The organism is Pseudomonas sp. BF-R-26 (assembly GCF_019947395.1).
Classification (GTDB): Bacteria; Pseudomonadota; Gammaproteobacteria; order Pseudomonadales; family Pseudomonadaceae; genus Aquipseudomonas; species Aquipseudomonas farris.
Genome location: NZ_JAGYGK010000021.1, coordinates 59711 through 85366 on the forward strand (window position 1 = coordinate 59711; position 25656 = coordinate 85366).

The window sequence follows — 25656 nt, forward strand, 5'->3', positions numbered from 1 at the left end:
ATGCGTGAATTCCTGGTCTTTCAGTCCCAGTGGGCCATGCAAGATCACCGCGGCCAATGCGACCTTCCCCTGGAAGCGCAAGTGGAGAAAATCGCCGCCGCCGGCTTCGACGGCATCACCGACCATTTCTGGGTCGCGCAACACGCCGAGCGCCTGCATACCGCCGCCAAGGCGCAGGGCTTGCAAATCGAAGGGCAGGTGTTCCCCCGCACCGTGGATGATCTGGCGGCAGCGATCGATCTCGCGTCCCGCTACGGCTGCCACCACCTCACGCTGCAAGCAGACGTGAGGCCGCGCACGCTGAAGCAAGCTATCGAATTGATCGAAGGCTGGCAGCGTCTGGCCGAGCAGGTGGACTTTCCCGTTCTGCTGGAAACCCACCGTTATCGCCTCACCAATGACCTGTTGTTCACCCTCGACATTCTCGCTGAAATGCCCGATCTCAAACTGTTGGCCGACCTGTCCCACTATGTCGTGGGCCGCGAACTGCCAGAGTCGGCCGCTGCCGAGGACGACGAACAGATCCACACCATCCTGCGCCACAGTTGGGGTTTTCATGGTCGTGTCGCCAGCGGCGAACAGGTCCAGGTGCCCCTGAGCTTCGCCCAGCATCGACCCTGGCTGGAGCGTTTCCTGGGCTGGTGGCGCTATGGGATCGAAGATTGGCTGGCCCGACCGAACACGCCCGACAGCCTGTCCTTCACCTGTGAACTCGGCCCGCCGCCTTATGCCATTACGGGTGCCGACGGACGTGACATCACCGACCGCTGGGCCGAGGCGCTGATGCTTAAGGATGTGATTCGTGAGGTTTGGAATGACTGTCGGGCACGGTCAAATGATGGGGGCTGATTTAACGTTGTGTTAGTACGCCCGGGTGCTCACTACCTTACCGGTGGCTGCATCCTCCAGCCATACTTCCAGCCGATTGAGGCCCACGTACCTTGAGCGTGCCATTATTTTCTGGCCGGGTTTGCCGTCGAACTTCAGGTCCACGAACAGGAAGTGACGGGGTAGACGGTATTCCAGTTGGATGGTGTAGGTGCCCGGCTTCAGCACCGCTCGCTGCGGGGAGTCGTTCTTGTAGTAGTACGTGGAGAACGGGATGTTGCCGACTTTTTTGTCGTTGATCTTTATGATGTTCAGGTCCGGCTGGAGATCGGCATAGTGACGCTGGACCCTGCCCGCATAAGTATCGGTTTCGACCACGGTATAACGCGACTCGTCACCCACCGTGACGGGATCGATGTTGGAGTACGCGGGCATTTCCGCACAACCGTGCAGGCACAACAGTGCGATGACAAACGGCAGGAAGATCTTTCTCATTAATAGAACCTATTATCATCCAAAAAAGTTAACGGCATTTGTCGTGTTCGGGTTTGGCAGACCGTTCAGACGTGATTGCCCACCCGGCTAAACCCGGGATGACGCGCATCTGCAAAATAGCCGCACAGCGCTGCCATACATTTGATTCAGAAGCGCTCGATACCGCACTCTTGGTGCTGGCGGCCACCCATGTAGCCGCTGCATCTAGAAGCGTGTCTTGGCCTCAGTCTCGATGACTTCTTAACGCACAACATCCACTGCAGTGAACGTGTACACGCTATTCGATTTGTCCCACGTCGACTCCAGCGTCAGGGAAACCCCCAAGTCCTCGATAAAGGCATTGGAGGTTTTACTGGTGCCCTGTTCGCACTCAAGCGCGATGGCATCACCGGTCAGCGAGGCGAATACTTGCCGGGCAGGGAAGCGCTGACCCACGGTGCAAGTCGTCGACAGCTTCATGGGTTTGTCGGTTGGCCGGGCAGGTACTTCTTCCATGACCAGGCGAGCGTTCAACGTCTGGCCGGGGCTCCAGCTCGTCGGGGCCTTAACCTCAAGTTCGCGGGTGAGCAACACGCGTCCATCGCCTACGCCGTTCATTTTCGACTTCAACTGAATCAGGCCCGCCTGGGTGAGACGCTCGACGTGGAAGGCTTTGCTGTAGATCTCATTCTTCTTCAGCAAACCGCCGTCTGCGGTGTACTCAACCGTTACCGGACGATCCTTGATGGCATTGCCGGTCCTGGTGGCGTAGGTGTAGCTCAACGTTTTGAATTTCGGTTTGAGCAGAGGCGAGTCGAGGCGCTTGAGCACGTCTTGCGGTACGGCGATATCAGCAAAGCTCGTCTCTGGTTGTGGCTGAGGATAATCAGCCGGCGCGATGTCCGGGCGCAGTTGGGCGAGCATCGCACCGTCAACGGCGCCTTGCACGGAACAACTGACCCGCGACTGAGTGCCCTGTTTGCCTTCCGCCTCGACGATCAAGATGCGTTCCGCACGTTTGCTACCCGGCGCCGTGCCTGGCTGCGGCCGGATGACTCGCCATTGGTCACCGATCTTGAGTTCACTGCGCACATAGGACGAGCCTACATTCTGCAGTTGCCCGGGTTGCTCCATCAGCGGCGCGAGGCGCTTAGCCACTTCGTCTATGCCGCCTTCAACAATGAAGCCCCAGAAATAGTAGTGACCCAGTTGGCCGAGGTCGCTGCTCTCGTCGACATAGGACAACAGTTTCATACCGGCAACGATCGGCGTACCGCGCAGAGGCACCGAATTTTCCGGGCTGTTGCCGCGGTTTTTGACGGTTATCCACGCCGCATCTTTTTCCTGCTTAAGCGGCGCAAACGCCCCCCAGGCATCGCGGTGGGTGTTCAGGCTGGCGAAGAAACTGGCATCGCAGCGGGTAAAAGCCTTGAGCGTTTCGGTCAACGCGGCATCGCTGGCTTGGGCGACGGTGGGCAGGAGCAGAGCGCAAGCGAGGATCAGAGCAGGGGACGGCAACTTCATCGAACGTGATGTCCTTATCAGTGGGCTGTGCAGAGTGGCGGCATATGGCCATTATCCAGAAATTGGTGGAATTTTCCACTACGCTTTGGGTGTGGTATGGGCCGGATGAGTACAAGCGAGTTCTTGCAGTGTGCGAGGCAATTGCGGGACTTACCTTCTTGGCGATGAACGCCGACGCGCAGCGAGACGCAATCCCTTACGTCGAACGCCTTCGCAATTGCGCTGGACTGACTCCAAGGCGTTGTTTGAAAGCGGTCGTCATGTGCGCTTGGGAGTTAAAGCCGCAGGTGAGTGCGATCTCCGACAGGCTGGCGGTCGAATCGCGCATCGATGCTCGGGCCTTGGCCAGGCGTCGGTCGATTAGATAGCTATGAGGGCTCTTGCCCGTCGCGTTCTTGAATGCGCGCATGAAATAACCTTCGGACAATTCAAGCAACCCCGCCATTGCCTGTATACCCAGTGGGCCGTCGAGGCCAGCGTCAATGAATTCATCGAGCAGGCGCATCCGGCTGCCGGTTATAGAGCCTTGGGGCGGTGCCGAGGACGCGTCGATGCCCTCCGCCCGTTCAGCCAATGCGAACGCCCAGGCTTCACAGTCGTCCTCCACGGAGGCGTGCAACAGCGCGCGGCGCATTCGCAGGGCGAGGTAAATGGCTGATTGATCAATGCGATTGTTGAATGCCCGGTCACCCAGCAATGAAATGCCGTCGGTGCGCATGATCCGCAGGTATTCACCGCCCTTGGGGGACTCGGACAACACATCGCAGCCAGCGGGGACGAACGCCAGTCCATTGGGCATGGCATCGAAGGGGCGCACTCGGTCGCTGCCGATGGCGTGCAAACCTCGTTGGTTGTCGAAGGCAAAGCCGATCGCTGCCTGGGTCGCAACATATCGGGTCGCGTAGGCGGCGCCGGGTAGCAATTCGATCGCCCAGGGCCCTGCCTCGACACGACGAATCGGTTCAGGTACGAGCGAGGTCTGCAGACGGTTTCGAAGGCTCATGAACACCATAGTAGTGAAGAGGGGGCGTAAAAGTCAGGTCAGTTTTTTGAAAGCCGGCGTGACGTGCCCGTGCCTAGACTGGGAAAAGCCTCAGGAAGACAACTCATGCACAAACTGACTCGCGACGATCTCGAACAAGCTGCCCGCCACATATACCAAGTCATGCCTGCCACCGCCCAATACCCTTGGCCACTGCTGGCTGAGCGGTTAGGTTGCACTGTCTGGGTCAAACACGAAAACCACACACCTACAGGCGCTTTCAAAGTGCGGGGTGGCATTACCTTCTTGCACTGGCTGCGGCGCGAACACCCGGGCGTGAAGGGCATTGTCTCCGCTACGCGCGGCAACCATGGTCAGAGCCTGGCGTTGGCGGCAAGCACGCTGGGTTTGAGGGCTTTGATTGTCGTGCCGGAAGGTAATTCGCTAGAGAAGAACAATGCCATGCGCGGCTTTGGCGGCGAAGTGGTTGAGTGTGGTCGCGATTTCGACGAGGCCCGTGAAGAGGCTGCGCGTCTGGCGCAGGTGCATGACCTCTACCTGGTGCCGCCGTTCCACACCGAGTTGGTCAAAGGTGTGGCCACGTATGCGCTGGAGCTGTTCATCGCTGCGCCGGATCTGGATACCGTCTACGTGCCGATTGGCTGTGGATCGGGGATTTGCGGGGTGATCGCCGCCCGCGATGCGCTCGACCTGAAGACCCAAGTGGTGGGCGTGGTTTCCAAAGAGGCAGCGGCGGCGAAGTTATCGTTTGAAGCTGGGGCAATATGCGAGACCGCCTCGGCAAATACCTTTGCCGATGGCTTGGCCGTGCGCAAGCCAGTTCCCGATGCGTTCGCCATTTACGGGTTAGGTGCGACGCGAATCGTCTCTGTCAGCGATGGCGAGATTGCCGAGGCCATGCGCGTGTATTACACCGATACCCACAACCTCGCTGAAGGGGCAGGTGCGGCAGCGCTGGCGGCGCTGATTCAGGAGCGTGAAATGATGCTGGGTAAAAAGGTGGCTGTGATTCTGTCCGGCGGGAATGTTGACCAGGGGGTGTATGCGAGGGTGATTGGGTGATTGCGAGCTCAAGTTTTAAGTCTTGATACTGCTGGCGAATAACAGGGGCGTCCCTGAGCAGGTCACGAAAACGGAGCATTCTTTCGATTTGACTACCTGGAATGCCAATGGCAGCCAGCCTGTTCTAGATCGATGACGACTCAGACATCTCCACCAGCAGTTGCCCAAATGTATTGGCCGCAGGCGTCTTTCCTGTGACGCTCCATATCAGTCTGAAATCAGCATCCAGCAGCGGTGGCAGGCCATATTGCCCGTCAATCACCACCATGCCGGGTTCTAGATCTCCCAGCGGTAGCGCGGTGACGGCAAGCCCCGCCAATACCGCCGCCCGCAGTCCTTGTTGACTTGGAGAGGTAAAGGCGACCCGCCAATTCACGGTGGAACTCGCCAATGCCTCTACGGCCACTTGGCGGTGCATGCAAGGCGCTGGTGCAAACGCCAGCGGCAAAGGGGCCTCGCCGGTAAAGTCGAAACCCTGCGCCGCGGCCCAGACAAATCGGGTTTCGCGCAGCACGGTACCGTCGGCCTGACTGCCCGGCAATGCCATGACCACGGCCAGATCGAGCCCATCGGCATCGACCTGCGCGCGCAGATCGAGGTAGGTGCCAACGGTTACATCCAGACGTACCGCGGGAAATTGTCTGGCGAACCGAGTCAATAACGGCGGCAGGCCGTCGCCGATAAAGTTTTCTGGCACACCGAAGCGCACAGTCCCGGATACCGATGACGTTTCGAAACGCCGGGAGAGGGCGTCTTGTGCTCTGAGGACATGTTCGGCATGACGCAGAAAATCTTCGCCATCTTCTGTCAGCGTCAAACGTCGGGTGGTGCGCACCAGTAGGGTGGTGCCGGCCTGTTCTTCCAGCCGCCGGATCTGATGACTGATCGCTGACTGGCTCAAGTGCATCCGTTCTGCGGCACGAGTGAAACTACCGGTCTCCTTGATTGCGACAAAAGCACGCAACAGAGCTGGGTCGAAGTCCATTTAGTCAACTCATGATGAATATTAATAAAACTTACGAAATTAAATCATTTCTGTCATTTTTTAATTACTTCCAGAATGCGGCCAGTCACTTGGAGTTATGTCTGGTGATGCTGGTGAGGCTATCGCGCCAACTCCCCTTGGGGCGGCCTTGCCAGTGCCCATCAACTTGATCTGGAAGATCACGATGCAGTTCTCTTCTTCGCAAAAGGATGTTTTCACAATAGCCGCCGTTTGCTTGGCCTCGCTGATGTTCGGCCTGGAAATCTCGAGCGTTCCGGCAATCTTGCCCACACTTGAATCGGTTCTGCGCAGCGATTTCAAAGATATGCAGTGGATCATGAATGCCTACACCATCGCCTGCACCACGGTGCTGATGGCCACCGGCACACTGGCGGATCGGTATGGGCGCAAGCGCGTGTTTGTCATTAGCCTGGTACTTTTCGGCATTACCTCTCTGAGCTGTGGATGGGCGCAAAGCACTAGCGTGTTGATCGCAAGCCGATTTCTGCAAGGCATGTCCGGTGGTGCGATGCTGATTTGTCAGGTGGCAGTGCTGTCTCACCGATTCCAGTCGGGAGCTGCGCGCGGCAAAGCGTTCAGTGCCTGGGGGATCGTGTTCGGCATCGGTCTGGGGTTCGGTCCGATTATCGGCGCAGCTATCGTGGCGTTGTCGAGTTGGGAATGGGTGTTCCTGGTGCATGCGCCAATTGCCGTGCTCGCGCTGGTGCTGGTGATCGCCGGTGTCGATGAGTCACGCGACCCGCAGCGTCGCAGGCTGGATGTGCTGGGCATTATTTCGCTATCGCTGGCAGTGTTGGGTCTTTCCTGGTTCATCACTCAGGGAGCGGGGCTGGGCTTCTCCAGTGGTTCGGCCATCGCCAGCCTGGTTGTGGCAATGGTCAGCTTCATTGTCTTTGTCATTGCACAGCGACGCTATGTCGATCCCATGTTCGACTTCTCTGTATTTCGCATCCGCCGTTTCTCGGGTGCCTTGCTTGGGTCGGCAGGTATGAACTTCAGCTTCTGGCCATTCATGATCTACCTGCCTCTGTACTTTCAAAATAGCCTGGGCTACGCCAGTGTCGGCACCGGTCTGGCACTGCTGGCGTATACGCTGCCACGCTGGTTATCCCTCCGTTCGGCGAACGGCTGGCGCTGCGCTATCGACCTGACGTGGTGATTCCCGCAGGTTTGTTCACCATAGGTTTGGGATTTCTGCTGATGAAATGGGGCAGCAGTGTCACGCATGCCAGCTGGCTGACGATGCTTCCTGGCTGCCTGATCGCCGGGATCGGACTGGGGTTGACCAATACGCCTGTCACCAATACCACCACTGGATCGGTGCCCAGTGAGCGTGCTGGCATGGCATCGGGCATCGATATCAGCGCTCGTATGATCAGCCTTGCAATCAATATCGCGCTGATGGGATTCATCTTGGTGGAAGGCATCCTGTCTTCCCTGCGCGAGCAGTTATCTGGCTCCTCCGATGATGTTCAACTGAGGTTGCTGGCGGAGAATATTTCAGCCGGCAACAACGCCGTGTTGGCACAGACTGGCCAGGGCACTACGATTCCGGTCGATGTCGCCAACGCAGCTTTGGCCCATGGGTTTGGCTGGGTGATGCTGTATGGCGGTATTGCGGCATGGGTGCTAGTGGCGGCGAGCTGGGTGGTCTTTCGTTCGAGCAAAACCGTGCATTCTCAGTCAATCGCAACTGGGCTGTGCCAAGATGGCCAAGACCATGCATCCAGCAAAAAGCCTGGCTAAGACTCGACCTGTCGCTACGCCATGCTTGGACAACGACTAGACTTTTTGCACTGACCCTCGTCTCCCAAGGAGAGTTCTGTGAGCGCCGCTGCCCTGTCCGAACTCGATGCCGCTCTGCCTGGTTTGGTCCGCAAGATCCGCGTGCTGGATGCCTTGGCCTGGCCGGATGGTGTCGAGGAAGTATTCCTGGCGCGTTGGCGCGCCGGGCATGCAGAACTGCCCAGGGTCGAGCTGCGCCCGCGCGAGCACAGCGCGGACATCGCCGCCCTGGAAACCTTTTCCGGTCGCTGCGATGAGGGGCATCCGGCCGGGCGCTACCTCGCCATGACGGCGCGCAGCTATGCCACGGCCGGGCGCATGCTGGGTGCCATTGGCACACCTGCTTTCACTCAGTATTCGTCAGCGTTGTACCGGCGCCCGGACTTCTATTACCCGAGCCAGACGCTGAGCATGCTGGACGCGGCCCAATTCTTCCTCAAGACCACCGACGCGCTTCTGGGTGGTGCCCGGATTCCACCGAGCCCGGCCGAGATCCCGGCTGAGGCCTTCGCCGCCTGGATGCAGCCGGAACTGGATGGCTTCTTCGGCCCCGGCCGGATCACGGTGGTGCTCGATCCCACCCTGGCCGCCAAGGCCATCGCCGGGTCGAGCCGCATCCGCCTGCGTGCCAGCGCCCTGTTCTCGGAGCTGGACAAGAGCCAGTTATTGCAGCATGAGGCTTTTGTGCATGTGGCCACGGCACAAAACGGCGCGCTCCAACCCAACCTGAAAAGCCTGGGCCTGGGGGCGCCACGCACCACCCAGACGCAGGAGGGCATCGCCACCCTGGCCGAGCTGTTCACCGGCAGCATGGACATCAACCGTCTGCGCCGCCTCGCCCTGCGTGTGCTCGCGGTCCAGCAGGCACTGGATGGCGCCGATTTCATCCAGGTATTCGAAGGCTTTCTTGCAGCCGGTCAGTCGCAAGAGGAGTCCTTCCGCTCGACCCAACGGGTTTTCCGCGGCGCCGACCTGCGCGGCGGTTCAGCGTTCACCAAGGATGCTGCCTACCTGACCGGTTTGCTCGGCGTTCATACCCTGTTGCGCATTGCGATTCGCGACAATCGGCCGGAGTTGGTGGGCCATCTGTTCGCCGGGCGCCTCAGTCTGGGAGATACCGTTCGTTTGGCCCCGCTCTTCGAGTCCGGCTGGCTTCAGGGGCCGGTTCATATCCCGGCCTGGGCCGCGGATCTGCGTCGGCTTGCGGCTAATCTTGCCTTCTCGGCCTTTATCGCCCAGATCAAGCTGGATGTGCTCGATCTGGAGGTGCTCATGGCCTTCGCGGACGAGCATGAAGCCGATGCCAGCGCCTTGGCTTGAATGAATCCAAGGCGATGTAACCTATTCAGTCAAGCGAAGACTCCGGTTCGTCCAGATGATCGATGTGCTTGAAGCGCTCGACCAGAAAATCGATCAGGCTGCGCACTCGCGCCGACAGGTGCAACTGTTGCGGGTAAACGGCATAGACATCGGCGCGGGTCGGTGTCTGATCCTCCAGTACCAGGCGCAGGCGCCCACTGCGCACGTAACGGGCGATGTCCCATTCGGCTCGAAGCAGAATTCCGTAACCTTCCAGCGCCCAATTCAGGGCCACTTCACCGTCGTTGCAGCCTAACGCGCCGCGCACTTTGATGTTTTGCGTGCGCCCGCCGTTGGTGAAGCTCCACACGCCGTAGGGCGTTTCGTTTTGTCGCAGGAAGATGCAGTTGTGTTGTTGTAAATCCGCCAAACGTTGCGGCACGCCATACTTTTCCAGGTACAGCGGCGAAGCGCATAGCAGGCGGCGATTGGATGCGATCTTGCGTGCATGGAAGGCCGCGTCCGGCAGGGTGCCGAAACGAATGCCCAGGTCAAACCCGTGAGTCGCCAGGTCGAGCGGGTGATCGCTGATTTCCAGCTGTATTTCCACCTCGGGGTACTGCGCGAAGAATGCGCCCAATGCGGGGCCGATGTAGCGCCGACCGAAGCCCAGCGACGCGTTGACGCGAATCAGGCCTTTAGGGGTTGCCCGGCTGCTGCTGAGCAACTGCTCGACCTCATCGATCTGCGTCAGGATGCGGGCGGCATGGGAAAAATACAGTTCACCTTCCGAGGTCAGACTCATTGAGCGCGTGGTGCGGTTGACCAGGCGGATGCCTAGTCGTGCTTCCAGCGCGGTCAGGCGTTTGCTCACCGCCGGCGGTGTCACGCCCAGCTCTCGAGCCGTCGCCGCCAGGCTGCCCTTGTTGGCCAGCAGGTAGAAAAAAGACAAATCCAGTGTCTGACTCATTGGTAACTCAAATTCATCTATGTAGTGATTTGGAGTAACTCACGCTCATTTGCTCACTACATATACTCCGCTCACACCCTGATTGAACACCCCCGTTCGACAGGCACAACAAGAACGTGACGAGAGTGGAGTTAACGATGAGTGCATACAAAATTGCTGCAGTTCCCGGTGATGGTATTGGTGTGGAAGTGATTGCCGCGGGCGTCGAGGTGCTGCAAGCCTTGTCGAAGAAATCCGGCTTCGAACTGGGTTTCAAACACTTCGACTGGAACTCGGACAACTACCTTAAAAACGGCTACTACATCCCGGAAGGTGGTCTGGAAGAACTGAAAACCTTCGATGCCATTTTCTTCGGTGCTGTCGGTGCGCTCAACGTACCGGATCACATCTCTCTGTGGGGCTTGCGTCTGCCGATCTGCCAAGGCTTCGACCAGTACGCCAATGTGCGTCCGGCTCGCGTATTGCCAGGGGTAAAGAGCCCGCTGCTCAATGGTGATCAAATCGATTGGGTCGTGGTGCGTGAAAACTCCGAGGGCGAGTACTCCGGCAACGGCGGTCGTGTTCACCGGGGTCTGCCTGAAGAGGTCGCCACGGAAGTGTCTGTGTTCACTCGTGCCGGGGTCGAGCGTATTCACCGTTTCGCCTTCGAACTGGCCCGGAGCCGTCCTCGCAAGCACCTGACCATGGTCACCAAATCCAACGCTCAGCGTCACGGCATGGTGTTGTGGGACGAGATTTTCTACGAGGTCGCCAAGGATTTTCCGGATGTGAAGATCGACAAGGAACTGGTCGACGCGGTGACCACGCGCATGGTGCTTAAACCGTCGACGCTGGACGTGATCGTCGCCACCAACCTGCACGCCGACATCCTGTCCGATCTGGCCGCCGCGTTGTCCGGCAGCCTGGGCATCGCGCCGACCGCCAACCTGAACCCTTCGCGCAAATTCCCCTCGATGTTCGAACCGATCCACGGCTCGGCCTTCGACATCACCGGCAAGGGTGTCGCCAACCCGATCGCGACGTTTTGGACAGCGGCGATGATGCTCGAACACCTGGGCGAGACAACCGCGGCCCAGCAGCTGATGTCGGCTATCGAAGCCGTGACCGAAAGCGGTCTGCATACCCCGGATCTCGGCGGTAACGCCACCACCCGGCAGATCACCGATGCCGTCATCGCCTTGATCAACCGCTGAAATTTTCCAGCGATTCAAAGTAGTACTGCGGCACAACGCCAAGGGGGCTGATCATCGATCGGACCCTTTGGTATCTCCTGACAACAATAAAAAATCAGGGCCCTGTCATGAAAAGAATATTTGGCAAACTCTACGTACAAGTGCTCATCGCAGTCATCCTCGGCGCCATTGTCGGGGTGTTCGTTCCCGAAACCGGAACAGCGCTCAAACCCTTGGGCGACGCGTTCATCAAATTGATCAAAATGCTGCTCGCACCGGTAATTTTCCTCACGGTGGTGACGGGCATTGCACGTATGGAGAACATGAAAGAGCTGGGGCGTGTTGGTTTTCGTGCGCTGATCTATTTCGAAGTGGTTTCCACGCTGGCGCTGGTCGTCGGCCTGGTCGTGGTCGATGTGTTCAAACCTGGTGCAGGCATGAACATCGATGTCGCCTCGCTGGATACATCCAGCCTGGCCACCTACACCACGGCGGTGAAGCATGCGTCGTTCATGGACTTTGTGATGAACATCATCCCCGACACCATCGTGGATGCCTTCGCCAAGGGCAACGTCCTGCAAATATTGCTGTTCTCCATTCTGCTGGGCGTTGCCCTGGCGCACGTCGGGCCGCGCGCAAAAGTGTTCGTCGACACGCTGGATAGTCTGATGCAGGGGATGTTTCGCATCGTCAACATGGTCATGCGTCTGGCCCCCATTGGCGCCTTCGGAGCGATTGCCTTCACCATTGGCAAGTATGGCTTCGGCTCGCTGTTCTCCTTGGGCAAACTGATGGCTTGCGTCTACCTGACCTGCGCGGTGTTCGTGATCTTCGTGCTCGGGCCGATCTGCCGCTACAGCGGTTTCAGCCTGTGGAAGTTTCTGAAATTCATCAAGGAAGAACTGTTCACCGTACTGGGCACCAGCTCTTCGGAATCGGTGCTGCCGCAAATGATTTCCAAGATGGAAAAGGCCGGTGTTTCCAAACCCGTTGCCGGGATGATCATTCCCTCGGGCTTGACCTTTAACCCGGATGGCCAGGCGATCTACTACACCATCGCCGCCATCTTCATCGCGCAAGCAACGAACACCCCGCTGACCCTGACTGATCAGTTGATCGTACTGGCGGTGCTGATGTTCACATCCAAAGGCTCGGCGGGGGTGACCGGTTCAGGATTCATAATTCTGGCGGCAACGTTATCGTCCCTCGGCACCATTCCGGTGGCGGGCATGGTGCTGCTCTTGGGCGTCGACCGGTTCATGTCGGAAGCGCGCGCGATCACCAACACCATCGGCAACGGCGTCGGGACAATGGCCATTGCCAAATGGGTGGGGGCGCTGGACACGGTAAAGATGCACAAAGCGCTTAACGGGGAGGGCGTAGAGGAGAAGCGCGAGAGGGTTCAAGCGGACATTATTGCTGTCCCTTCATCGACGGACAGTCCCCGGTTGCCGGATTTCAAAAGCGTTTCTCAGGGGTGAAATTTCTGGGGAGGGACGCTACATTTTGCTGTTCCTGGGGTCGTCCGCCGGGTTGACGTAGGTGATCCCCCAAGGCCCCGTGCCGTGGAGTTGGAGTACGGTTTCCTGTTCTCGACTGGCGCCGTACATCGACATTCCGACGGGAATGATCAGGGTGTCACCCGGTTGATAGGCCTTGGCACGTGCTGGATCGAATTTATCTCCGGTGGCGAAGTAGAAGATGCCCGAGATAACGGTTACGCGTTCGGTCACAGGATGTGTATGCACGCCGATTTTTGTATTTGCTGGCAGCTTCAAGCGCAGGGTGAAGGGCTCGGCGGCTTTCAGGTTTCCTTCAATCACTGCAATCATTGCGCCGGGCCCCACAGCCGGAGCGGCTTTCCACTGGAGATCGGATGAGGTGGCGGCAATAAAACCTGTTTCCTCGGCCAAGGCGGTATATCCCAAGGAGGCTGCGCTGAGCAAGGCCAGCAAAACAGCGACAGCTTTGTGGGCGCTCATCAGGGTTTCCTCGTGTCTGGGGTTGTGGGTGTATCGCAACAGAGGCAAACATCGCTTCAACACACAGGTGCAGAGCCTGCATGATCAAGTCATATACGATGACGGTAGCCGAATGCTGGATCGCGGATATACCCATTGTGAACAGTGCTATAAGGAATAGGTATGTACTGTGTCCTAGCTCGGTTCTGCCGGCGCAACGTGATGACCGCCCTGAGAAGTGACAACCATCATGAAGAATATCGACATAAAGGAAGATGAGGAGGGAGGCTCTGTCTCTGAGCTGATAGAGGCGAAAATCCAGGCGCTGAATGACTGGCGGGGTGAGACGCTCGCTCGGGTTAGGGCCCTTATCAAGCAGGCTGACCCCGACGTGATCGAGGAGTTGAAATGGAGAGGGGTTCCGGTGTGGTCGCACGCCGGCATTATCTGCACCGGCGAGACATACAAGAATGCGGTGAAGATGACCTTCGCCAAGGGCGCCGCGCTCGAGGACCCTTCAGGTCTGTTTAACGCCAGCCTCGACGGCAATACCCGACGTGCCATTGATATTCATGAGGGCGAGAGAATTGATGAAGACGCATTGAAGGCGCTGATTCGCGCCACGGTGACGCTTAACACGTCAGTGTGAGCGACTTACCGCACTATTCAGTCTCGCAGAACGCTGACTCTGTACCAAGGGGAGCCTTTAGAGTTTTTCGTAGATAGCTCGCCGACGCTGGGCACAAATGCTGGAACTGAGCTGTTCGACTGATTGCGTCAGGCGCTTCACGCCTATCGAGCAGTTCATAGCCATTGGCTGCGAAAAAAACAGCCGCGCTTTGGGTCAGCAAGTGGAGTCGGACTGCGCCTTGGGAGATGGCATGGCGTTCCAGTTCAGACAACACGGCTTTACCTAGCCCCTCACCACGACGAGTTTCACAGACGACCATTGATCGAAGCAACAGATCAGGGCCAGAACCCTCCAGCCCTCCATAAGCAACCCGGTTCCCATCCACTTCGAAGTGGAAAAACTGCAGCCCCGGTTCGCTTATATTATCGTAGGGCAGTCCTGCTTCACGCAAAGATTCACGGAGCTGATTCAAATCGCTCGGCCCTACTTTAATCATCCGCATCGTTGCCCCATTAACAGGTTTTTGGCACTCAATGTTTACTGGCTCAATCCTGGCACCGCCCCTAAGGCTTACGCAGCAGAAGCAACAACAACGCCGCAGCCGCCAGTCCCGCCCCGACGACGAAGGTGCTGGCTGAGCCCGAAGTCTCCCACAGCGCGCCGGCCAGCACACTGGCGATCAACAGGCACACGCCGCTGATCAGATTGAACAGGCCGAACGCCGTGCCCCTGAGATGTTCGGGCGCGGTGTCGGCGATCAGCGTCGCGAGAATCCCTTGGCTGAAACCCATGTGCAGGCCCCACAGGGCCACGCCCGCCAGCATGCTCATGATCGAATCCGCTTGCGCCAATAACAGGTCCGCCAGGATCAGCAGGACTATGCCGATGCATAGCACTTTGGTGCGGCTGATCCGGTCGGACAACCAGCCGGCAGGGTAGGCGGACACGGCATAGAGCAGCGACATGACCACCATCACCATCGGCACCCAAGTGGCCGTCAGGCCTGTTTGTTGCGCCTTCAAAACCAGAAAGGCTTCACTGAAACGGGCCAGCGTGAAGAGCCCGCCGACGATCACCACCCACCAATAATCGCGCGAAAAATCCCGCAGGACCTTCCAGTGGATAGGTGAGCGAAAGATGCGTTCGCCAGCGGCAGCGGTCGGTTCTTTTACCCCGCCGACAATCAGCGCCACCGATATCACCGCCGGGATCACCGCGAACCACAACACCAGATGGATCTGCCCGAGCCAGAGCATCAGCACGATCGCCAGGACCGGGCCAAGAATGGCGCCCACGGTGTCCATCGATTGGCGCAAGCCAAAGCAGGCGCCACGGATTTCGGCGGGTGCGACATCGGCGACCAATGCATCTCGCGGCGCGCCACGAATACCTTTGCCAATGCGATCCAGAAAACGCGCGGTGAACACCACCTCCACCGAATGCGCGAGAGGAAAGAGCGGTTTTGACAAGGCTGCCAGACCGTAGCCCATCAACAGCAAGCCTTTGCGCCGGCCGATAAAGTCGCTGATGGCGCCGGAGAAGATCTTGGTCAGCATGGCGGTCGCCTCGGCGATGCCCTCGATCACCCCGACGGTCAATGCGCTCGCGCCCAAGGTTGTGACCAGAAACACCGGCAGCAGGCTGTGTACCAGCTCTGAAGACAGGTCCATGAACAGGCTGACAAAACCCAGGGCCCAGACCGTGGAGGGGATACGCAGTGAAGCCAGTCTGGGTTTTGAGCGGTTGTCCATGCGGGTTTCCGGGATTGAATGCTCACCGATTGTTTATGTCGCCAACCCCGGCGATCAGGCCTTAAAGATTCTGACTCAAAAAGAGCAACGTATTGCCATGCGCCTCGACCGCCGCCCGTTGGTTGTAGCTGTCACGGTGTGAGCAGTTGAAGCCGTGTTCGGCCCCCGGATAAACCTCGATATCGACGTCATCGTTGAACTCGAAACGCTCGGCGATTTGCTTCACGGCGTCGATGGGGATATGGCTGTCCTGTTCGCCGAAGTGCATCAGCATCGGCACCTTGAGTTCACCGGCCCGATCCAGCTGGTTCTGAATGCCGCCGCCGTAGTAGGCGATCGCCACGTCGACGAAACCGTTGGCCGCAGTGTTGTACGACAGCATGCCGCCGAAACAGAAACCGATGGAAGCGATTCTGCCGTCGAGCCCTGGTTGTGCTTTCAGGGCGTCGATGGCCAGTTTGATGTCGGCCTGCGCTTTTTGGGTGTCGGTGGCATTCATCAGTTCGACGGCGCGTTTCCAGCCTGCTTCGTCGTAGCCCAGTTCGATACGATGGCCGTTGCGCCAGAATAGATCCGGCGCGATGACCAGGTAGCCGTCGGCGGCGTATTGCTCGGCGACCGAGCGGATGTGATCGTTGACGCCGAAGATTTCCTGAATCAGCACAATCCCCGGACCTTTACGGGTGTGGGGAATGGCCAGGTAAGCGCCGAATGTGCCGTCGGCGCTGGTGATCTCGATCCATTGGGTGGTTACGCTCATGATGGCTCCTTTACATAAGTTGGGTGGGGTATCGAGACGCTGGCGTATCAGCGGTGACTGCGCCGCCAGAAGTATCGAGCCAACAGCGCGTCCACGCTGAGTTTGCCGGCCCCCGAGAGCAGCAACGGCATGAGGGCTGCGAGGTAGATCAGCGGCAGTTTGAAGTTGCCATGGCCTTTATTGCTGATGGCATAACCCTGGGCAAGTTCACTCAATGTAGACCAATCGGCCGGCCAGTGAACGGCAGCGGTCGCAACGATCGTGACCACGGTCAGAATAATCGCCGAAACCCGTGTTCCCAGGCCCACCAGCAGAGCGAGGGCGCAGATCAATTCGGCCCACATCGCCAGTTCCCAGTTCAGCGTGGCGGGCACGTGGTTGAAGGGAAACGGGAAGTAGTGCTGGATGTCGGCGAACCAGTTCTGGCCGTTCCATTTTTCCAGGCCTGACTCGAAAAATTCCCAGGCCAGAAACACCCGCAAGGTCAGGGGCGCGATCCAGCTACCGACACGGTCGAGGTTCAGGTGCAGGCCTTTGATGGCCGATGAGAGAGAAGTGTTCATGGGCGTGAGCTCCGGGATTTGATCGGCGGGGGCCAATCGACAGGTGCATTCATTGTGGGAGGCGGACTGTGGCGAGGGGGCTTGCCCCCGTTCGGCTGCGAAGCAGTCGTAAACCCGTTACATGCGGTTTAACTTTTAAATGCCGGGGCCGCTTCGCGACCCAACGGGGGCAAGCCTCCTCGCCACACAAGCCCGCTCCCACAGGGAATTGTGGTGTTCCAGGGATTTCATTCGGTCAACAGCGCATTCCTGACCGACCGTTTGTACTTCAACGCAATCTTGCCCAGCAGCCGAATGACGATTGCCGAAAACATCAGGCCGAACGGCAGGACGTACCAGGCGCTCATGGGGATGCGTTTGAAGTTGGAATAGGTAAACACCGCCGCGAGCACCCACATGCCGCTGACGTGCAGGGCTTTCCAGGCTTTGGGGCCGATCAGGCGCGCAGTGGTTTTGAATGAGGTCAGTGCCATCAGCAGGATGAACAGGTAACCGACCGAGCCCGGGATGTTGCCGACCGTGGTGCGGCCGGGCCAGAACTCGGGGTTCAATTGGCCGTAGCTGTAGATCAGGATGGCGTGTACCAAGTGGGAAAACGCAAAGGCCAGGCCGATGAAGCGTCGTTCGCGCACCAGCGATCGGGTGAAAGGCGAGGGCACCAGCACAGCCAGCGCGGAGGCGGTGAACGCAGCGAGAAACAGTGCAAACGAAGTGCGTGCGGTGGCGCGAATGGCGCTGCGCGTGGCTTCCACCAGATCCGGGTTCAGCAACAGAATCAGGCCGGTCATCAACAGCACCAGCAAGGACAGCAGGCCAAACAGCGACCAGCCGTGGTAACGAGGAACTTGGGTCAGCATGGCAACACTCCTGAGCAAGGGCCGACCCGGTTTTGCCGGTGGTCAGCGGACAGCAGGAGTTTTTCAACCGGGTGTGTGGGTGGTATGTCCGAAAGGTCGCCCGGTGCAAGTTCATGTATCCCGGACCGCGACAGATACATTCCCATACAAAACTGTGATTCAGCGCCGACCAGCAGCGTCTAGCGACAGTGTCCCCGCAATCCTATGGGGCGAGACTTCGGAACCCGGCATGCAAGCGCTGTTGAACGAGATCCTTGACGCAGTCCGACCGTTGATCGGTCAGGGCAAAGTGGCTGACTACATTCCCGCCCTCGGCACCGTGCCGTCCAATCAGTTGGGCATTGCCGTGTATGGCAATGACGGCGAGTTGTTTTGCGCGGGAGACGCCGACACGCCGTTCTCGGTGCAGAGTATCTCCAAGGTATTCAGCCTGGTGCAGGCCATCGACCATTCCGGTGAAGCGATTTGGGAGCGCCTTGGCCACGAGCCGTCCGGGCAGCCGTTCAACTCACTGGTGCAGCTGGAGTTCGAGCGCGGGCGCCCACGCAATCCCTTCATCAACGCCGGTGCGCTGGTGATCTGCGACATCAACCAGTCGCGTTTTGCCGCGCCGGCGTTGTCGATGCGCGATTTTGTCCGGCGTTTGTCTGGTAACCCGAATGTCATGGTGGACGGCAAAGTCGCCGAGTCGGAATACCAGCACCGCGCGCGCAACGCGGCCATGGCTTATCTGATGCAATCGTTCGGCAACTTCCATAACGACGTCGAAGCCGTGCTGCGCAGCTACTTCAGCCATTGCGCGTTGCGCATGAGTTGTATGGATCTGGCCCGAGCGTTTTGCTTTCTGGCCAACGACGGTTTCTGCAAACACAGCGGCGCCCAGATCCTCAGCGCCCGCCAAACCCAGCAAGTCAACTCGATCATGGCCACCAGCGGGCTGTACGACGAAGCGGGCAATTTTGCCTATCGCGTCGGTCTGCCGGGCAAGAGCGGCGTGGGCGGGGGCATCGTCGCGGTGGTGCCGGGGCAATTCACGGTGTGCGTCTGGTCTCCGGAATTGAACGCTGCCGGCAACTCCCTCGCTGGCATGGCCGCGCTGGAATTGTTGAGTCAGCGGATTGGCTGGTCGGTGTTCTGATGGCATTTCTTGACTAGCGCTCGATGACCGCTACCGTGAAGCAGGCATTCTTTGACTCACCCGAACGGGTGAAGGGGCGGGTGACTTCATGGTGAATTTCGGTTCCGCGCTTCTAGTCTTCAATGACCCGGACACTCATATGCGCAAAGGGTTGTCTGCCGTGGTCCAGATAGGCGACACCCTGTGGGTCGCCAATGATGAATCCTTGAGTCTGGAGCGCTTCACCTTGCGTGAGCGCGTCGGTGCGGGCGAGTTTCTGTTTGACCAGCACAAACAATTCCCGTTGGCGTCCCTGTTGACGCTGCCGGTCATCCCGACGATTGGCGAAGAATTCGTTGAAGCAGACCTGGAAGGCATGAGTTACGACCGCGACACGGGGTATCTCTGGGTTGTGGGGTCTCATAGCCTGAAACGGAAAAAACCCGATAGCACCAAGTCCCTGAAGAAAAACGCCGAGCGTCTGGCAACTGTCAGCAGCGATGGCAATCGTTTTCTCCTGGCCAGGATTCCGGTGGTCGAAGAAAACGGGACGTTCACTTTGGTGAAGAGCACCGCCGGCGATGATCGGGTTGCCGCCCAATTGGCCGGCAATCAACTGGGTAACGAATTACTCGATGAGCTCAAGGACGACGAGCATGTGGGGGCATTTCTGCACATTCCCGGCAAGGACAACGGGTTCGATACCGAAGGTCTTGAGATCAACGGCAAGCGTGTTTTTATCGGGTTGCGAGGGCCGGTGTTGCGGGGCTGGACCATTGTTCTGGAGGTCGAACCCGAAGACCATCCCGATGCTGCTCACACACTGACGCTGAAAAAAATCGGGCCCAAGGGGCGCAAATATCGAAAGCATTTTCTCCAGCTGGATGGACTCGGCGTCAGGGACTTATGCATCGATGGTGACGACATGTTGATCCTGGCCGGGCCGACGATGAACCTCGACGGGCCTGTCAGCTTATTTCGATGGCACGACGGCGCCAGGCCAACAGACGAAAGTTTTGTCTTCAGCGAACAATTGACGCCGGTTCTGGAGGTTCCTTACGGACAAGGAGAGGATAAAGGCCGCGATCATGCCGAAGGACTGACCTTTGTCAGCACCACCGGCGAAGAAGAGCCCTTGCTGCTGGTGGTCTATGACGCGAACGCCGCGTGGCGCAAACAGGGGAGCAATCGCCTGGAGCAAGATGTATTTCGACTTGCGAAAAAGTAACCGCCACTGCACCCCGGTGAATGACGCTCCACGGATTTTCCTATACATTTTCTGGCCGCTCTCCTGCATGGTGAAACCGTTTCATGTCTCTTGCGCTCGAACGTCTAGTCGCTGGCACGCCAATCCCTTTTGCCGGTAATCGTGTCACTGTCGTCAGCCCCGAACTGGCGGCGCGCTTTCAGCCCGGCGACCATCTGCTGGTAGAGCAGGTCAGCGGCGAATTGTTGCTGATTCCGGTGGCGGACCAGCAAGCGGCGGCGGTCGCCATCGAACGCGCTGAAGCGGCGTTCGCTGCGATGTCCGGCGTCTCGGATCACGCCATCAGCGAGTTCTTCGATCACTTTGCCCAACGCCTGGAAACGCCTGAATGCTGGGCCTTGATTGCGGCCGCCAACCTGGCCGACATCGAGCGGGCCAAGGCGCGCGGGCGCTCTACCACGCGGTTGCTCGCCGATGAACGCATGCGCGGCGACATGATCGCCGGCCTCAGGGCCTGGCGTGATGCACCGGCCACCCGCGGCAAGGTTGTGAGTTGCGTCGAGCACGACGGCTGGAAAGTCGAGCAAGTGGTCTCGCCGCTGGGCATCGTCGCGTTCGTGTTTGAAGGCCGGCCGAATGTCTTTGCCGACGCCGCCGGTGTATTGCGTACCGGTAACACCGCGGTGCTGCGCATTGGCAGCGATGCGTTGGGCACCGCCCAGGCCATCGTCACCCACGCATTGAATCCTGCATTGGCTGATGCCGGATTGCCGACCGGCGCAGTTTCGCTGGTGGAAAGCGTCAATCACGCCGCTGGTTGGGCGATGTTCGCCGACCGACGCCTGTCATTGGCTGTGGCCCGTGGTTCGGGACGTGCGGTCAGCCAGTTGGGCAGCATCGCGCAACAGGCCGGCACCGCGGTCAGCCTGCACGGCACCGGTGGCGCGTGGCTGATCGCCGACAAGGACGCCGATGCCCAGCGCTTTGCCGCCGTGGTGCGTAACTCGCTGGACCGCAAAGTCTGCAACACCCTGAACGTCTGCCTGATCCACCGCGATCGCGCCGGCGAGCTGGTGCCGCTGTTTCTCGACGCACTGCAACAGGCCGGCACCGCTCGGGGCCAGGGCTGCAAGTTGCATATCGTCGAGGGTAGCGAGCAGCATTTGCCAACCGATTGGCAGACCGCGAGCGTCGAGGTGTACCGCGCCGAAGGCTATCAGACCGAAGCGTTGGCCGAACCGCTGCCCGAGGATCAATTGGGCCGCGAGTGGGAATGGGAAGAAACCCCGGAAGTCAGCCTGAAGATCGTCGACGACCTGGACCAGGCCATCGCTTTGTTCAACCGCTACAGCCCGCAGTTCACCGTGTCGCTGATCAGTGAAGATGCACTGGCGCAGGAGCGTTTCTACAACGCGGTCAACGCGCCTTTTGTCGGCAACGGGATTACTCGTTGGGTCGATGGACAGTACGCGCTGAACAAGCCAGAGTTGGGGCTTTCGAACTGGGAGAGTGGGCGCCTGTTTGCGCGCAGCGCGATTCTGTCGGGGGATGGCGTATTTACCATCCGTAGCCGCATGACGCAGACGGATCTGTCGGTCAAACGCTGAAACGGCACTCCAGAACAGCCGCGTAAACCTGTGGGAGCGCGGCTTGCCCGCGAAGAACGATGACGCGTTATACCTGAAAAAACGCGGTGCATTCTTCGCGGGCAAGCCACGCTCCCACAGGATATTCGTCGCTCTTATATCTTACCGGCATCAGGGAAAGCCCCCCGACCGCAGGCAACGGCCGCACTATACTTAATGTGTGTCCGTGTCTGCGGTGGGGCGGGCGGCGCATCTGTTTACGTGAGGGAGAGTTGCGTCATGAAACTTCATTCCTTTCAACATTACTCTCATGATCTGGAAGCGGTCGTTCACGATGCGTGGATTACCACCAGAGTGAAGTCGGCCCTGGCATTGGCCGACTCAACCCTTGGCCTGCATGTCCATGTCAAAACCCATGCGGGCAGGGTGGCATTGAGCGGCCGCGTCAACACCCACAGGCAGTGTGAGCATGCTGTTGCTCTGGCCCGCTCGGTTCATGGTGTCGTCGACATCGATGCCAGCGAACTGCTCACTCATGTGTTCACGCCGGGCAGTTTTCCAGAAGCGCCCAATGCTGAAGACACGCCTGAACGTCGGCCACCATCGTCAGCAAAGACGGACGACAAATGACAAGGATGATCTTGTGAGTATCACATTCCCGGTCGGGAACCGAGGACGGGTGTAGTCGCGCGCGTGCTCACTTTGTAACGCTGGCGCAGCTCGGGCAGACGAGCCCTTCAGGCGGCTTTGACCGCTTGGCCATACACTGCACAGGTGTCCGGGTGCTCGGCCAGCGACACGAAGTTGCGACGGCTGGCATCCAGAGCATCGACCGAACCGGTCTCGATGTCATAAACCCAACCATGCAGATTCAGCAGGCCTTTTTCCTGGGCCAGGCGCACGCTCGGGTGAGTCTGGATATTCGCCAGTTGGGCGATGACATTTTCCCGGACCATCGAACTTACCTTGGCTGCGTCGCTGGCGTGAGGGCGGGAATCGTTGATCACCTTGGCCGACTCGGCGTGTTGCAACCAGCCGCTGACGGCGGGCAGGTGATCCATGCATTTGCACTGGGCGATGGCGGTCATGGCGCCACAGTCCGAATGCCCGCAGATTACGATGTCGGTCACGCCCAATACCGCGACCGCATATTCGACCGTGGCCGACACACCGCCGGGATGCGGACTGTAAGAGGGCACGATATTGCCGGCATTGCGCACCACAAACAGTTCGCCGGGCTCTTGCTGGGTCAGCAGTTCCGGCACCACACGACTGTCGGAACAGGTGATGAACAAAGTGCCGGGATGCTGGGTGGTGGCCAGGTGTTTGAACAGGTCGGTACGTTGGACAAAGGCTTCGTTCTGGAACTTCAATAAACCTTCGATGAGCGCTTTCATGATTGCGTCCTTGTGTCTGAGTCGGGTAACTGTTCTGTAGCAGCTATCGAGCCCGCGAGGCTGCGTCCGGCTGCGAAGCAGACGCATAGGTCGGCGAGGACTTCGTCCTCGAACGCAGCCTCGCGGGCTCGGCAGCTGCTACAGGTATCGCGTTCTAAAGGTGGCCAGTGGGTGCGGGCCGATATCAATTTAGAACGGACGCAATGGCAAGAACTTGCCATCCAGAGTAATCACTGCGCGAGAACCACCTTCCGGGTCTTCAACTTTCTTCATGTCCAGCTTGAAGTTGATCGCGCTGATGATGCCGTCGCCGAATTGCTCGTGAACCAGGGCTTTGAGCGTGGTGCCGTAGATCTGGATCATTTCGTAGAAGCGGTAGATGGTCGGATCGGTCGGGACACCCGCGAGGCTGCCGCGCAGCGGAATGATCTGCAGGCGGGCCACGGCGTCGGCGTCCAGTTCGAGTTTCTCGCCGATCACCTTGGCGGCGGCTTCCGGCAGCGGATGCTGGCCGAGCAGGGCGGCGGTGACGTAGGCCAGGCCCAGGCCGGTGTCATCGCTCAAATCCTGCCAGGACAGATTCTTGCGTGCCTTGGCATCGAGGATCGAAGTGGTCAGGGCCAGACTCGGGTCCTGGTAAGCGTGGGACTGTTGCATGGTGTGACTCCTATCGGTTGTGGCTGGAAAGTGGAGCAATCTTCGGTCGATTGATCCATAGCGTCCAAGACCGATATATAATGCTTAGCATAAGCCCTGCCTATAGATGGTGTGCCCCATGCTGCTCCGACATTTGCGCTACTTGCTGGCAGTCGCCGACCACGGCGGCTTTACCCGCGCCGCCGAGGCATTGCACGTCTCCCAACCGACGCTGTCCCAGCAGATCCGGCAACTGGAGGAAACGTTGGGCGTGAGCTTGTTCGACCGCACCTCGCGCACAGTCAAACCGACCGATGCGGGGCTGGCCTATATCGAAAGTGCCCGTCGGGTATTGGTAGAACTTGAAGCAGGGAAACGCGCGCTGCATGACGTGAAGGACTTGTCTCGCGGCACTTTGCGATTGGCCATGACGCCAACGTTCATGGCGTATCTGGTGGGGCCATTGGTGCGCGACTACGTGGCGAAGTTTCCGAACATCCATCTGCAGATTTTCGAGTTATCGATGGATGACATCGAGGCCGGATTGCTCGATGACTCGCTGGACATCGCCATTGCCTTTACCCCGGTGAGAAACCCCGACATCGAGTGCGTGCCGGCGTTTGTCGAGACGTTGGGCGTAATGGTCGGGCGCAGTCATCCGTTGTACGAGCGCCAGAGCCCGCTATCGGCTAAGGAGGTGGCGCAGCTGGAGTTCGCGTTGCTGACGCCGGACTTCATCACCCGATCCTCCATCGACGGGTATTTTCGGCAACAGAACATCACGCCCAAGGTGGCGATCGAGGTGAACTCGGTGAGTACGCTGTTGGAGGTCATTCGTCACGCGCCGATGGCCACCATCCTGCCGGAACCCATCGCTACTGCGGAACGGGCATTGCGCAAAATTCCGCTGCAGGGGGAGGCGCCCAACCGAGGGGCCGCGCTGCTTCGGCGCAAAAACAACTATCACAGTGCGGCGTCGGTGGCCTTCATGGATCTGGTGTTGGGCGCGGCTGCGGTCGAGTCGGCGAAGTCAGTCATCCACTGATTGGCACAGCCCATTGGGAGCCTTGCCGGTGGAGGACACGGTCACCGAATCGTCATCGGCGAGGATGATCGAGATCGTGATGCCCGAACCCCTGGCTTCGAAGTGGCGATCGTTGATGGCTTTGGTTACCGCCTCTTTGCTGTTGATCAATACCGGACCGTCCTGATCCGCATGGACGACAACTTTACCGGGGCAGTCCACATCGAATGAGGGAATGCCAGGGAGGGTGTTCGCATGGGCAACATTTGCCATCGCCAACACTATGAATGTCAGGATTCTGTTCATCGCAAGCCTCCAAGGATCCAGCAGGGCATACGGTTAACCATAGCTTTGTTTGGTGCGCACGAGATAAACGAAAAGGCCCCGCTCGATATTCCGAGCGGGGCCTTCTTTCATTACTGAGGGGGGATATCAATACAACCGATCAATCACCCGAACTTCGTTCTGGTTCTGCATCGATGCCCACGCCTGTTTCAGCGTTTGCAGCACATTCCCGATGAAGTCTTTGTCGGCCGCGGCTTTCTTGCCGACATAACCCTGGCCGCGACGGTACATCTTCAGTCGGGCGAGCAGGTTCTGGTTGCTCCGGTCGAACTCTTCTTCGTGGGCATGGGGCGACAGGCAGTCGATATGAACCTGGCCCGATTTGCTGATCCACAGAATATGGCTGTCCTGGCTGTCTTTTTGCGCAGCGAACAAACGAGCCAGTTCATCGATAGTAGGTTGATTGTTCAGATTCATTGTAAGCCCCTTGACCATTTGGTGATCTTTCAAAGTTGATTCGCTAATACAAGTAGCCCATCGGTTAGTTGATCCCTGGCACCGAAACCAGGACGTCAGCGGTCGGCCGTCAATACGACGGGGTCTCGCGTCTGTTGCATGTAGTCGTGTTGAATAACTGCTACGCAATAGCGTCACAACGAAGAGAAGCAGCGAAAACCTGGAGGCCACTGCCGACGTTTTCAGGGTCGGCCACAAGCTTCATGAGGATTGATCGCTAGCGCTTCTCGTCCTTTGTACTG

At 58.8% G+C, this 25656-nt stretch carries 27 protein-coding genes and 1 pseudogene; 12 read left to right on the forward strand and 16 right to left on the reverse strand.

Annotation, left to right across the window (positions count from 1 at the left end):
* Positions 1-849 carry a sugar phosphate isomerase/epimerase family protein gene (locus KGB18_RS26725; protein ID WP_223570749.1) on the forward strand — a complete coding sequence of 283 codons (849 nt, stop codon included), beginning with the start codon at positions 1-3 and terminating at the stop codon, positions 847-849.
* Between the two features lie 12 nt (positions 850-861).
* Here the strand turns inward: KGB18_RS26725 and KGB18_RS26730 are convergent, their stop codons facing one another.
* The 3 genes from KGB18_RS26730 to KGB18_RS26740 all read right to left on the reverse strand — a co-directional run bounded on the left by KGB18_RS26730 (position 862) and on the right by KGB18_RS26740 (position 3838).
* Entirely contained in the window at positions 862-1323 is a 462-nt protein-coding gene (locus KGB18_RS26730) for a hypothetical protein (protein WP_038983767.1), read from the reverse strand.
* 240 nt (positions 1324-1563) lie between these two features.
* Positions 1564-2826, reverse strand: a complete 1263-nt coding sequence (locus tag KGB18_RS26735) for a hypothetical protein (RefSeq protein ID WP_223570750.1) — start codon at positions 2824-2826, stop codon at positions 1564-1566.
* Between the two features lie 196 nt (positions 2827-3022).
* Positions 3023-3838 (reverse strand): helix-turn-helix transcriptional regulator, encoded by an 816-nt coding sequence (locus KGB18_RS26740; RefSeq protein WP_410003831.1) that lies wholly within the window; start codon positions 3836-3838, stop codon positions 3023-3025.
* A 96-nt stretch (positions 3839-3934) separates the two neighbouring features.
* On the opposite strand from KGB18_RS26740, the gene KGB18_RS26745 reads away from it, so the two are divergent.
* Entirely contained in the window at positions 3935-4891 is a 957-nt protein-coding gene (locus KGB18_RS26745; protein WP_123719136.1) for a threonine dehydratase, read from the forward strand.
* Positions 4892-5015: 124 nt separating this feature from the next.
* Here the strand turns inward: KGB18_RS26745 and KGB18_RS26750 are convergent, their stop codons facing one another.
* Positions 5016-5876, reverse strand: coding sequence for a LysR family transcriptional regulator (locus KGB18_RS26750; RefSeq protein WP_123719137.1), 861 nt, complete (start codon positions 5874-5876; stop codon positions 5016-5018).
* 60 nt (positions 5877-5936) lie between these two features.
* Complete coding sequence (locus tag KGB18_RS26755; RefSeq protein ID WP_223570770.1) at positions 5937-6215, reverse strand: hypothetical protein; 279 nt, start codon at positions 6213-6215, stop codon at positions 5937-5939.
* On the opposite strand from KGB18_RS26755, the pseudogene KGB18_RS26760 reads away from it, so the two are divergent.
* Positions 6124-7643: pseudogene (locus KGB18_RS26760) on the forward strand (MFS transporter). The gene KGB18_RS26755 and the pseudogene KGB18_RS26760 overlap by 92 nt on opposite strands.
* 78 nt (positions 7644-7721) lie before the next feature.
* Entirely contained in the window at positions 7722-9002 is a 1281-nt protein-coding gene (locus KGB18_RS26765; RefSeq protein ID WP_223570751.1) for a flavohemoglobin expression-modulating QEGLA motif protein, read from the forward strand.
* Between the two features lie 25 nt (positions 9003-9027).
* On the opposite strand, the gene KGB18_RS26770 is transcribed toward KGB18_RS26765, so the two are convergent.
* The gene (locus KGB18_RS26770; protein ID WP_223570752.1) at positions 9028-9951 is read right to left on the reverse strand and encodes a LysR family transcriptional regulator; all 924 of its coding nucleotides are present in this window, start codon (positions 9949-9951) and stop codon (positions 9028-9030) included.
* Positions 9952-10088: 137 nt separating this feature from the next.
* On the opposite strand from KGB18_RS26770, the gene KGB18_RS26775 reads away from it, so the two are divergent.
* Together KGB18_RS26775 and KGB18_RS26780 are read left to right on the forward strand one after the other, a co-directional pair.
* Positions 10089-11144: a tartrate dehydrogenase gene (locus KGB18_RS26775; RefSeq protein WP_223570753.1), complete on the forward strand. Its 1056-nt coding sequence runs from the start codon at positions 10089-10091 to the stop codon at positions 11142-11144.
* A gap of 107 nt (positions 11145-11251) precedes the next feature.
* Entirely contained in the window at positions 11252-12604 is a 1353-nt protein-coding gene (locus KGB18_RS26780) for a dicarboxylate/amino acid:cation symporter (protein ID WP_223570754.1), read from the forward strand.
* Positions 12605-12622: 18 nt separating this feature from the next.
* Here the strand turns inward: KGB18_RS26780 and KGB18_RS26785 are convergent, their stop codons facing one another.
* The gene (locus KGB18_RS26785) at positions 12623-13105 is read right to left on the reverse strand and encodes a cupin domain-containing protein (protein WP_223570755.1); all 483 of its coding nucleotides are present in this window, start codon (positions 13103-13105) and stop codon (positions 12623-12625) included.
* A 229-nt stretch (positions 13106-13334) separates the two neighbouring features.
* Here KGB18_RS26785 and KGB18_RS26790 point away from each other — a divergent pair, with 229 nt between their 5' ends.
* Positions 13335-13733: a DUF1801 domain-containing protein gene (locus tag KGB18_RS26790; protein ID WP_223570756.1), complete on the forward strand. Its 399-nt coding sequence runs from the start codon at positions 13335-13337 to the stop codon at positions 13731-13733.
* Between the two features lie 13 nt (positions 13734-13746).
* Here KGB18_RS26790 and arsN2 read toward each other — a convergent pair whose 3' ends face one another.
* The 5 genes from arsN2 to KGB18_RS26815 all read right to left on the reverse strand — a co-directional run bounded on the left by arsN2 (position 13747) and on the right by KGB18_RS26815 (position 17646).
* A complete protein-coding gene (gene arsN2 / locus KGB18_RS26795; RefSeq protein WP_317850986.1) occupies positions 13747-14217 on the reverse strand; it encodes an arsenic resistance N-acetyltransferase ArsN2 in 471 nt (156 codons plus the stop codon).
* A 61-nt stretch (positions 14218-14278) separates the two neighbouring features.
* Complete coding sequence (locus KGB18_RS26800; protein ID WP_223570757.1) at positions 14279-15466, reverse strand: MFS transporter; 1188 nt, start codon at positions 15464-15466, stop codon at positions 14279-14281.
* Between the two features lie 61 nt (positions 15467-15527).
* Positions 15528-16226, reverse strand: a complete 699-nt coding sequence (locus tag KGB18_RS26805; RefSeq protein ID WP_123719140.1) for a dienelactone hydrolase family protein — start codon at positions 16224-16226, stop codon at positions 15528-15530.
* Between the two features lie 47 nt (positions 16227-16273).
* Positions 16274-16789: a DoxX family protein gene (locus tag KGB18_RS26810; protein ID WP_223570758.1), complete on the reverse strand. Its 516-nt coding sequence runs from the start codon at positions 16787-16789 to the stop codon at positions 16274-16276.
* Positions 16790-17016: 227 nt separating this feature from the next.
* Complete coding sequence (locus tag KGB18_RS26815; protein ID WP_223570759.1) at positions 17017-17646, reverse strand: ferric reductase-like transmembrane domain-containing protein; 630 nt, start codon at positions 17644-17646, stop codon at positions 17017-17019.
* Positions 17647-17875: 229 nt separating this feature from the next.
* Between KGB18_RS26815 and glsB the strand changes: the two genes are divergently transcribed.
* The 4 genes from glsB (at position 17876) to KGB18_RS26835 (ending at position 22186) form a co-directional block, all read left to right on the forward strand.
* Positions 17876-18784 carry a glutaminase B gene (gene glsB, locus KGB18_RS26820; protein WP_123719143.1) on the forward strand — a complete coding sequence of 303 codons (909 nt, stop codon included), beginning with the start codon at positions 17876-17878 and terminating at the stop codon, positions 18782-18784.
* Between the two features lie 88 nt (positions 18785-18872).
* Complete coding sequence (locus KGB18_RS26825) at positions 18873-19991, forward strand: DUF3616 domain-containing protein (RefSeq protein WP_223570760.1); 1119 nt, start codon at positions 18873-18875, stop codon at positions 19989-19991.
* Between the two features lie 83 nt (positions 19992-20074).
* Complete coding sequence (locus tag KGB18_RS26830) at positions 20075-21577, forward strand: aldehyde dehydrogenase family protein (RefSeq protein ID WP_223570761.1); 1503 nt, start codon at positions 20075-20077, stop codon at positions 21575-21577.
* Between the two features lie 258 nt (positions 21578-21835).
* Entirely contained in the window at positions 21836-22186 is a 351-nt protein-coding gene (locus KGB18_RS26835) for a BON domain-containing protein (RefSeq protein WP_123719146.1), read from the forward strand.
* A gap of 107 nt (positions 22187-22293) precedes the next feature.
* Here KGB18_RS26835 and KGB18_RS26840 read toward each other — a convergent pair whose 3' ends face one another.
* On the reverse strand, positions 22294-22953 hold the full coding sequence (locus KGB18_RS26840) for a carbonic anhydrase (RefSeq protein ID WP_123719147.1): 660 nt from the start codon (positions 22951-22953) through the stop codon (positions 22294-22296).
* A gap of 189 nt (positions 22954-23142) precedes the next feature.
* Positions 23143-23610 (reverse strand): cyanase, encoded by a 468-nt coding sequence (cynS, locus tag KGB18_RS26845; RefSeq protein ID WP_223570762.1) that lies wholly within the window; start codon positions 23608-23610, stop codon positions 23143-23145.
* 118 nt (positions 23611-23728) lie between these two features.
* On the opposite strand from cynS, the gene cynR reads away from it, so the two are divergent.
* Positions 23729-24634 (forward strand): transcriptional regulator CynR, encoded by a 906-nt coding sequence (gene cynR, locus KGB18_RS26850; protein WP_223570763.1) that lies wholly within the window; start codon positions 23729-23731, stop codon positions 24632-24634.
* Here cynR and KGB18_RS26855 read toward each other — a convergent pair.
* Positions 24620-24919 (reverse strand): hypothetical protein, encoded by a 300-nt coding sequence (locus KGB18_RS26855; RefSeq protein ID WP_008072021.1) that lies wholly within the window; start codon positions 24917-24919, stop codon positions 24620-24622. The two genes, cynR and KGB18_RS26855, sit on opposite strands and share 15 nt — an antisense overlap.
* A 126-nt stretch (positions 24920-25045) precedes the next feature.
* Positions 25046-25375, reverse strand: a complete 330-nt coding sequence (locus KGB18_RS26860) for a hypothetical protein (protein WP_123719150.1) — start codon at positions 25373-25375, stop codon at positions 25046-25048.
* Between the last annotated feature and the right edge of the window lie 281 nt (positions 25376-25656).

What these genes read in the sequence shown, in the direction of transcription:
- KGB18_RS26815 (WP_223570759.1), bottom strand. Translation starts at nt 17,646, where the DNA reads ATGCTGACCCAAGTTCCTCGTTACCACGGCTGGTCGCTGTTTGGCCTG.
- cynS (WP_223570762.1), bottom strand. Translation starts at nt 23,610, where the DNA reads ATGCAACAGTCCCACGCTTACCAGGACCCGAGTCTGGCCCTGACCACT.
- cynR (WP_223570763.1), top strand. Translation starts at nt 23,729, where the DNA reads ATGCTGCTCCGACATTTGCGCTACTTGCTGGCAGTCGCCGACCACGGC.
- KGB18_RS26835 (WP_123719146.1), top strand. Translation starts at nt 21,836, where the DNA reads ATGAAACTTCATTCCTTTCAACATTACTCTCATGATCTGGAAGCGGTC.
- KGB18_RS26755 (WP_223570770.1), bottom strand. Translation starts at nt 6,215, where the DNA reads ATGATCCACTGCATATCTTTGAAATCGCTGCGCAGAACCGATTCAAGT.
- KGB18_RS26855 (WP_008072021.1), bottom strand. Translation starts at nt 24,919, where the DNA reads ATGAACAGAATCCTGACATTCATAGTGTTGGCGATGGCAAATGTTGCC.
- glsB (WP_123719143.1), top strand. Translation starts at nt 17,876, where the DNA reads ATGCAAGCGCTGTTGAACGAGATCCTTGACGCAGTCCGACCGTTGATC.
- KGB18_RS26830 (WP_223570761.1), top strand. Translation starts at nt 20,075, where the DNA reads ATGTCTCTTGCGCTCGAACGTCTAGTCGCTGGCACGCCAATCCCTTTT.
- KGB18_RS26740 (WP_410003831.1), bottom strand. Translation starts at nt 3,838, where the DNA reads ATGGTGTTCATGAGCCTTCGAAACCGTCTGCAGACCTCGCTCGTACCT.
- KGB18_RS26770 (WP_223570752.1), bottom strand. Translation starts at nt 9,951, where the DNA reads ATGAGTCAGACACTGGATTTGTCTTTTTTCTACCTGCTGGCCAACAAG.
- KGB18_RS26725 (WP_223570749.1), top strand. Translation starts at nt 1, where the DNA reads ATGCGTGAATTCCTGGTCTTTCAGTCCCAGTGGGCCATGCAAGATCAC.
- KGB18_RS26860 (WP_123719150.1), bottom strand. Translation starts at nt 25,375, where the DNA reads ATGAATCTGAACAATCAACCTACTATCGATGAACTGGCTCGTTTGTTC.
- KGB18_RS26785 (WP_223570755.1), bottom strand. Translation starts at nt 13,105, where the DNA reads ATGAGCGCCCACAAAGCTGTCGCTGTTTTGCTGGCCTTGCTCAGCGCA.
- KGB18_RS26780 (WP_223570754.1), top strand. Translation starts at nt 11,252, where the DNA reads ATGAAAAGAATATTTGGCAAACTCTACGTACAAGTGCTCATCGCAGTC.
- KGB18_RS26735 (WP_223570750.1), bottom strand. Translation starts at nt 2,826, where the DNA reads ATGAAGTTGCCGTCCCCTGCTCTGATCCTCGCTTGCGCTCTGCTCCTG.
- arsN2 (WP_317850986.1), bottom strand. Translation starts at nt 14,217, where the DNA reads ATGCGGATGATTAAAGTAGGGCCGAGCGATTTGAATCAGCTCCGTGAA.
- KGB18_RS26790 (WP_223570756.1), top strand. Translation starts at nt 13,335, where the DNA reads ATGAAGAATATCGACATAAAGGAAGATGAGGAGGGAGGCTCTGTCTCT.
- KGB18_RS26800 (WP_223570757.1), bottom strand. Translation starts at nt 15,466, where the DNA reads ATGGACAACCGCTCAAAACCCAGACTGGCTTCACTGCGTATCCCCTCC.
- KGB18_RS26750 (WP_123719137.1), bottom strand. Translation starts at nt 5,876, where the DNA reads ATGGACTTCGACCCAGCTCTGTTGCGTGCTTTTGTCGCAATCAAGGAG.
- KGB18_RS26825 (WP_223570760.1), top strand. Translation starts at nt 18,873, where the DNA reads ATGGTGAATTTCGGTTCCGCGCTTCTAGTCTTCAATGACCCGGACACT.
- KGB18_RS26745 (WP_123719136.1), top strand. Translation starts at nt 3,935, where the DNA reads ATGCACAAACTGACTCGCGACGATCTCGAACAAGCTGCCCGCCACATA.
- KGB18_RS26840 (WP_123719147.1), bottom strand. Translation starts at nt 22,953, where the DNA reads ATGAAAGCGCTCATCGAAGGTTTATTGAAGTTCCAGAACGAAGCCTTT.
- KGB18_RS26810 (WP_223570758.1), bottom strand. Translation starts at nt 16,789, where the DNA reads ATGAACACTTCTCTCTCATCGGCCATCAAAGGCCTGCACCTGAACCTC.
- KGB18_RS26805 (WP_123719140.1), bottom strand. Translation starts at nt 16,226, where the DNA reads ATGAGCGTAACCACCCAATGGATCGAGATCACCAGCGCCGACGGCACA.
- KGB18_RS26775 (WP_223570753.1), top strand. Translation starts at nt 10,089, where the DNA reads ATGAGTGCATACAAAATTGCTGCAGTTCCCGGTGATGGTATTGGTGTG.
- KGB18_RS26730 (WP_038983767.1), bottom strand. Translation starts at nt 1,323, where the DNA reads ATGAGAAAGATCTTCCTGCCGTTTGTCATCGCACTGTTGTGCCTGCAC.